At 72.2% G+C, this 6,650-nt stretch carries 6 protein-coding genes; 2 read left to right on the top strand and 4 right to left on the bottom strand.

What is annotated here, in order from left to right; translation table 11 throughout:
- Positions 1–144 precede the first annotated feature (144 nt).
- Entirely contained in the window at positions 145–1,614 is a 1,470-nt protein-coding gene (locus ACFYWX_RS41710) for a hypothetical protein (RefSeq protein WP_389430408.1), read from the bottom strand.
- Between the two features lie 271 nt (positions 1,615–1,885).
- Here ACFYWX_RS41710 and ACFYWX_RS41705 point away from each other — a divergent pair, with 271 nt between their 5' ends.
- Positions 1,886–3,712: an endonuclease/exonuclease/phosphatase family protein gene (locus tag ACFYWX_RS41705; protein WP_389430407.1), complete on the top strand. Its 1,827-nt coding sequence runs from the start codon at positions 1,886–1,888 to the stop codon at positions 3,710–3,712.
- Between the two features lie 57 nt (positions 3,713–3,769).
- On the opposite strand, the gene ACFYWX_RS41700 is transcribed toward ACFYWX_RS41705, so the two are convergent.
- The 3 genes from ACFYWX_RS41700 to ACFYWX_RS41690 form a co-directional block, all read right to left on the bottom strand.
- Positions 3,770–4,453 carry an antibiotic biosynthesis monooxygenase gene (locus ACFYWX_RS41700; RefSeq protein ID WP_389430405.1) on the bottom strand — a complete coding sequence of 228 codons (684 nt, stop codon included), beginning with the start codon at positions 4,451–4,453 and terminating at the stop codon, positions 3,770–3,772.
- 104 nt (positions 4,454–4,557) lie between these two features.
- Positions 4,558–5,106, bottom strand: a complete 549-nt coding sequence (locus tag ACFYWX_RS41695; RefSeq protein WP_389430403.1) for a DUF3618 domain-containing protein — start codon at positions 5,104–5,106, stop codon at positions 4,558–4,560.
- Positions 5,103–5,522, bottom strand: coding sequence for a phage holin family protein (locus tag ACFYWX_RS41690; RefSeq protein WP_389430402.1), 420 nt, complete (start codon positions 5,520–5,522; stop codon positions 5,103–5,105). Before ACFYWX_RS41690 ends, ACFYWX_RS41695 begins: the two co-directional genes overlap by 4 nt.
- Positions 5,523–5,710: 188 nt before the next feature.
- On the opposite strand from ACFYWX_RS41690, the gene dapA reads away from it, so the two are divergent.
- Entirely contained in the window at positions 5,711–6,613 is a 903-nt protein-coding gene (gene dapA, locus ACFYWX_RS41685) for a 4-hydroxy-tetrahydrodipicolinate synthase (RefSeq protein ID WP_389430401.1), read from the top strand.
- Positions 6,614–6,650: the final 37 nt, after the last annotated feature.

Below are 6,650 nucleotides of genomic sequence, written 5' to 3'. Positions count from 1 at the left end.
CCCCCCCCCCCCCCCCCCCCCCCCCCCCCCCCCCCCCCCCCCCCCCCCCCCCCCCCCCCCCCCCCCCCCCCCCCCCCCCCCCCCCCCCCCCCCCCGACCCACCCCCACAGCACGCACACCCGAGGCACGCGTCCCCGAAGCGCTTCACTCCCCCCGCTGCGACCGCGCCTTGAACGCCGCCTTCCGAGCCTCCTTCGCCACCCTCTTGTCAGGGTGCAACCGCCCCATCTCCTCCAACACGTCCGCCGTAGCGGGATGATCCACACGCCACGCCGCCGCGAAGAACCCACGGTGCTGCTCCGCAAGCCCGGCCACCAGCTCACGCAACTCCTCGGAGTTGCCCTCTGCGGCCAACTGCGCCGCGACCGTGTCGATGGTGAGCCAGAAGACCATCGCCTCGGACGGCGCCGGCACATCGGACGCCCCGTGCTCGCTCAGCCACACCCGAGCCAGCCCACCCAACTCCGCATCGTCCAGCACCTCACGCAGGGCGGACTCGGCCTGGACACCAACGAGCGACAGTGCCTGCTGACAGCGCAACCGACGCAGCGGCGCACCCATGTCCGCCCCCCGAGCCGCACCGAGCAACTCCCGTGCCGCAAGCAGCGGTTCACGCCGCGCCAGCCACTGCTCGGTCTCCGCCAGCGCCGCCCGCGGCCCGTAGGACGCCGTCTCGTCGAGCAGCGCGTCGGCCCCCTTGCCCGCGAGGTCCCCGACGGCGGGCGCCGTGAACCCGGCCTCCAGGAGCCGCGCCCGCAACCCGTACAGCCCGAGCGGCGTGAGCCGCACCATGCCGTAGCGAGAGACATCCGTGTCGTCCACCGGCGCCGGGGGCTCCGAGGGCTCCTCGTCGGTGTCCGCCATCAACGCCTCGTCGACCGGCTGGTACTCCACCAGCCCCACCGGCGCCAGCACCCGGAACTGGTCGTCCAGCCGCATCATCGCGTCGGACACCTGCTCCAGCACATCGTTGCTGGGCTCTCCCATGTCACCGGGCACGATCATCGACGCGGCCAGCGCCGGCAGCGGCACCGGCCCTTCCCCGGGCCCGTCCTCACTGACCGTCAGCAGGTACAGGTTGCCCAGCACCCCGTCGAGGAACTCCGCCTCCGCCTCGGGATCCCAGTCCAGCCGCGAGAGGTCGACCTCGCCGCCCTCGCCCACCGCCTCGACCAGGTCGTCCAGGTCGGGCACGCTCGCGTCGGCGAGCACGGTCTCCAGCGCGGCCAGCCACACACCGAGCACGTCGTGCGGCGACCCGCCGGTCAGCAACGCGAGGTCCGCCCCCGCCGCCACGGTGCCCGCCTCCTCGTCGACCACCTCGACGAGCCCGGCGTCCACGGCAACCCGCCACGCCTCACTCGCGAGGGCCGCGGCGTCACCCCCGTCCGGCCCGAGCCCCTCAACCGAGTCACCTTCACCCAGCCCGAGCACCTCGGCCGCCGCCGGCAACTGCTCGTCGACCAGCCCACCCCCCGCGTCGACGCGCGTCTGGGGACCGGCCCAGCGGGCGAGCCGCGCGGCCCGGGAGAGCAACGGCGTGGACAGCGCGTCCCGCGCCAGCTCCGCTTCGGGGTGCAGGCGCACCGGCGGCAAGGGGGAGCTGTCTGACATCGGTTGGTTCTCCTCGGACGCGTCGTACCACTCAACCGCTCAGCCTAGACGGATTTCCACCCATGCCACCCGGTTCATCTCCCGGTCGGGATCCGTACATGGCTGAAACCTTGACAACTGACCTGAGCAGGCAGGAGATTGACGCGCGTAGAAATCAGTGAACACCTGTGTCCCCGACTTCTACGCGCGTCGCCGTCGCCCCACCGGTCGCGGCCCACCGCCCACGCTCCACCCTCGTCCCGGCGCCCACGTACGTCCCCGGAGGGATCCCTTGCCGAGCAGGTCTTCCGCGCGCCTCGCCGCGCTCACCGTCGCCGCCGTCTGTTCCGCGGCGTCCATCGTCGTCCTCACCTCTCCCGCGCACGCCGACTCCGTGCGCATCCACGACATTCAGGGCAGCACCCGGATATCCCCGTACGCCGGCAAGCAGGTCACGGACGTGGCCGGAATCGTCACCGGCGTGCGCGGCTACGGCTCCTCCAGAGGCTTCTGGATCCAGGATCCGACCCCGGACGCCGACCCGGCCACCAGTGAGGCCGTCTTCGTCTTCACCAGCTCCGCCCCGAAGGTCGCCGTCGGCGACGCCGTCACCGTCAGCGGCACGGTCTCGGAGTTCGTCCCGGGCGGCGCCTCGTCCGGCAACCAGACGCTGACCGAGATCACGAAGCCGACGGTCACCGTCGTCTCCAGCGGCAACGCCGTCCCGGCCGCCACCGTCGTCGACGCCCGCTCCGTACCGGACGCCTACGCCCCGGCCGGCGACAGCGCCGCGAGCGGCTCGGTCAACGGCCTGACGCTTCAGCCGTCGAAGTACGCCCTGGACTACTACGAGTCCCTGGAGGGCATGAACGTCCGGGTCGCCGACGCGCGCGTGGTCGGCGCCACCGACCCGTACACCGAGCTGTGGGTGACGGTGAAGCCGCGCGAGCACGCCAACCGCCATGGCGGCACGGTCTACGGCTCCTACGACTCCCAGAACACCGGCCGGCTCCAGATCCAGTCCCTGGGAGCGGTGGCCGACTTCCCCGCCGCGAACGTCGGCGACACGCTCACCGGCACGACCGCCGGCCCGCTGGACTACAACCAGTTCGGCGGCTACACGCTGGTCGCGAGCGAGATCGGCACGCTGAAGAGCGCGGGCCTGCAGCGGGAGACCACCCAGAAGCAGAAGAAGGGCGAGCTGGCGGTCGCGACGTACAACGTCGAGAACCTCGACCCGTCCGACGCCACGTTCGAGGAGCACGCCTCCGCGATCGTGAACAACCTGAAGTCGCCCGACATCGTGTCCCTGGAGGAGATCCAGGACAACAACGGCGCGAAGAACGACGGCACGGTGGCCGCCGACCAGACGGTGACCAAACTGATCGACGCGATCGTCGCGGCGGGCGGCCCGACGTACGACTGGCGCTCGATCGACCCGACGAACAACGCGGACGGCGGCGAGCCCGGCGGCAACATCCGCCAGGTGTTCCTGTTCAACCCGGAGCGGGTCTCCTTCACCGAGCGCGCGGGCGGCGACGCGACCACCGCCACCGGCGTGACGAAGGTCCACGGCAAGGCGCAGCTGACCGCCTCCCCCGGCCGCATCGACCCCACCGACACGGCGTGGGCGAACAGCCGCAAGCCGCTGGCCGGCGAGTTCGTCTTCCGCGGTCGCACGGTCTTCGTGATCGCCAACCACTTCAACTCCAAGGGCGGCGACCAGGGCCTGACCTCGCAGTACCAGCCCCCGGCGCGCAGCTCGGAGACCCAGCGCCACCAGCAGGCGACGCTCGTGAACGCGTTCGTCAAGCAGATCCTCGACGTCCAGAAGAACGCCGACGTCATCGCGCTGGGCGACATCAACGACTTCGAGTTCTCCGACACCGCGAGGCTCCTCGAGGGTGACGGCGAGCTGTGGTCGGCGATCAAGTCGCTGCCGAAGAGCGAGCGTTACACGTACGACTACCAGGGCAACAGCCAGGTCCTCGACCAGATCCTGGTCAGCCCGTCGATCCGGCGCGGCTGCGACTTCGAGTACGACAGCGTGCACATCAACGCGGAGTTCAACGACCAGATCAGCGACCACGACCCGCAGGTGCTGCGGTTCCACCCGTAGATCCCGGTGACGGGGCCGGCCGGACAGCGCGTCCGGTCGGCCCCGTCGCATCTCTCGTCAGCCGGGCACCAGGCCGAGCGCGTGGTCGTACCGGCTGCCGGTGAACCCCTTCGCCCCCGGATACGTCCGCACGCGCTCCCACAGGTCAGTGGGCGACCCGACACCCTCCCCGGGCGCCGCCATCGCCGCATCGTAGGCACCGGCGCTTTCCCACTCGGCGTAGTTGAGGATGTGCGTGCCGTCGCCGTCGCCGCCGAGATGGAAGTGGGCGGCGATCAGGCCCCGATGCCCGGCGGGGTCGTCGGCGAGGGCCCGGAGCACGGTGTCGATCCAGTCGCGCCGCTGTTCGGCGGCGTGCGGTTCGAAGTCGATCCGTACGGTCACGATCAGGCCCGGCACGCGTACGTCGCCGGCGGCCCGCTCCCGGCTCCGGTACCGCTGGTAGCGGCCGGGGCCGAGGCGCTCGATCCCGGGGACGGCGCTGTCGATCTCGTCGACGCGTTCCTGGGCGGGTGTTTTCGTCCACTGCGAGTAGTGCAGCACGGTGGCGGTGTCGTGACCGGTGTAGACGTGGTGGGCGAGCAGGTCGCCGTCGGGCCAGGGGCGACGCTCCCAGGCGGCGGCGAAGGCCTCGACGGTCTGCCGCTGACGTGTCGGCGTCCCCACCCGCCAGGTGCTGAAGAGGGGCGAGCGGACGCGCGGGTCGGCGGGGTCGGGGTGGGCGTCGGTGCGGCGGGTCATGCCTGCCTCCACGGATCGGTGGGCGGTGCGTGTACACCGCCCACCGTCCGACCTCGACCAGACTTGAGGTCAAGCACTGCTCACTGGGACCGCCGGAGGTCCCCTCAGTGGTGGCGTCGCCGCAGCACGCCCGCCGCGATCACCACGCCCGCGGCGCCGGCGATCAGCACCACGCCGGGGTGCCGCAGACCGGCCTGGACGACGGTCCGCACCGGGCTCGGCAGCCCCTCCACGGCGTGGCCCGCCTGCTCCGCCCTGCCCTGCACGACGTGCCCGGCCCGGCCCGCCTTGCCCTGGACCATGTGCCCGGCCTGGCCCGCCCTGCCCTGCACGACGTGCCCGGCCTGGCCCGCCTTGCCCTGGACCGCGTGTCCGGCCTGGCTCGCCCGGCCCTGCACGGCATGCCCCGCCTGGGTCGCCTTGCCCTGCATGACGTGGCTCGCCTGCGCCGCGGTGCTGCGCAGTTGGACGGTCATGGCGCCGGCCTTGTCCCTGAGGTCGGCAGCCCGAGCCAGGGCGCGCCCCTTCACGTCCGCCTTCGCGGCCAACTCCTCGATGGTGTCGCCGAGTTGACTCCTGGTCTGCGCTATCTGCCGGCGCAGCTCGTCGGGCCCCTTGGCACCGCCCGTCCCCTTCGGTGTCCTGTCCGTCATCGATGCGCCCTTTCCCTGATCTCGTCGACATCGGCCCTGACGCTGCCGAGGGTTGCCTCGGGGGTGGCGGGCGCGGCACGTCGCAGCTGGGAGCGGCCGAGTGCGGCCAGCAGACCGGCGAGCGCGAACAGCACCGCCGTGACGATCAGCGCCGCGGCCCACACGGGCAGCGTCAGCGAGAGCGCGGCGGTGGCCGTACCAGCCAGGGCGAGCCAACCGGCGTAGGCCACGGCGCCCGCGGCACCGAGCAGCCCGCCGCCACGGCCCGCACGCCGGCCCTTCTCGGCCAGCTCCTCCTTCGCGAGGCCGATCTCCTGCCGTACCAGCCGGGAGAGTTGTTCGGTGGCCTGTCCGACGAGATCGCCCACCGAATGGTGATCGTCGAGGGCAGGTCGCGAGTGCATGGTCCCGGTCACGGTGTTCCGCCTCCTCTCTCTTCCGGAAACCCCCGGGTACCCGGACCGGCCCCTGTTACCCCTGCTCGCCGCCCCCGCTCCCGCCCTGATCGAGCCACGCCGACCGGCCCTACCTATCAGCAATGCTTATGTATATCTCGTAGTAAATTTAAGTGGAGCTTCACGATGGCCGGGCCGAGACTACTCTCATGACGAACGCAGCCTCTCCGCCCCCTCCCTTCGGCCGTGCCCTGTGCGCGATGATCACGCCCTTCACCGAGGCCGGCACGCTCGACCTCGACGGCGCGCAGCGGCTCGCCGACCGGCTGGTGACGCAGGGCTGCGACGGCCTCGTCCTCTCCGGCACCACGGGTGAGTCGCCCACCACGACGGACGCCGAGAAGTCCACGCTGGTCAGCGCCGTGCGCGAGGCGGTCGGCGACCGCGCGTCGCTCGTGGCGGGCGTGGGCACCGCCGACACCCGGCACACCGTCGAGCTCGCCCTGGCCGCCGAGAAGGCCGGCGCGGACGGCGTGCTGGTGGTCACCCCGTACTACAGCAGACCCCCGCAGGACGCCGTCGAGGCGCACTTCCGGGAGGTCGCGGACGCCTCCGGGCTGCCGGTCGTGCTGTACGACATCCCAGGTCGCACCGGCACCCGCATCGAACCCGAGACGATGATCCGCCTCGCCGAACACCCCCGGATCGTCGCGGTGAAGGACTGCTCCTACGACTTCCTCGGCACCCAGAAGGTGCTGTCGCGCACCGGGTTGGCGTACTACGCGGGCTGCGACGAGCACGTCCTCGCCCTGTACGCGGTGGGCGCGGCCGGTTACGTCAGCACGGTCGCGAACGTCGTCCCGCGCGAGTTCCGGGCGATCCTCGACGCGTTCGACGCGGGCGCCACGGCCGAGGCGGCCCGCCTCCAGCAGCGGGCCACGCCCCTCATCGAGGCGATGATGGCGGCGGGCCTGCCGGGGACCGTCACCGCCAAGGCGATCCTCAACGCGCTGGGCCTGCCGGCCGGCCCGGTCCGCTCACCCCTGCGGCCCGCCGACCGCGGGACGGCCGACGGGCTGCTGGCGACGTACGAGCGGCTCGTGTCCTCCTGACCTGAGCCGTTCGTGTCGTTCTGACGGTCGCGGTAGC

Origin of the sequence: Streptomyces sp. NPDC002888, from assembly GCF_042888465.1 — a bacterium.
In the GTDB taxonomy this organism is placed as follows: domain Bacteria; phylum Actinomycetota; class Actinomycetes; order Streptomycetales; family Streptomycetaceae; genus Streptomyces.
Note: the sequence above shows the minus strand (reverse complement) of the source record. Positions and strands in the feature narration are given on the sequence as shown.

Coding starts and splice junctions, on each gene's coding strand:
- ACFYWX_RS41710 (WP_389430408.1), bottom strand. CDS start 1,614: ATGTCAGACAGCTCCCCCTTGCCGCCGGTGCGCCTGCACCCCGAAGCG.
- ACFYWX_RS41700 (WP_389430405.1), bottom strand. CDS start 4,453: ATGACCCGCCGCACCGACGCCCACCCCGACCCCGCCGACCCGCGCGTC.
- ACFYWX_RS41695 (WP_389430403.1), bottom strand. CDS start 5,106: ATGACGGACAGGACACCGAAGGGGACGGGCGGTGCCAAGGGGCCCGAC.
- dapA (WP_389430401.1), top strand. CDS start 5,711: ATGACGAACGCAGCCTCTCCGCCCCCTCCCTTCGGCCGTGCCCTGTGC.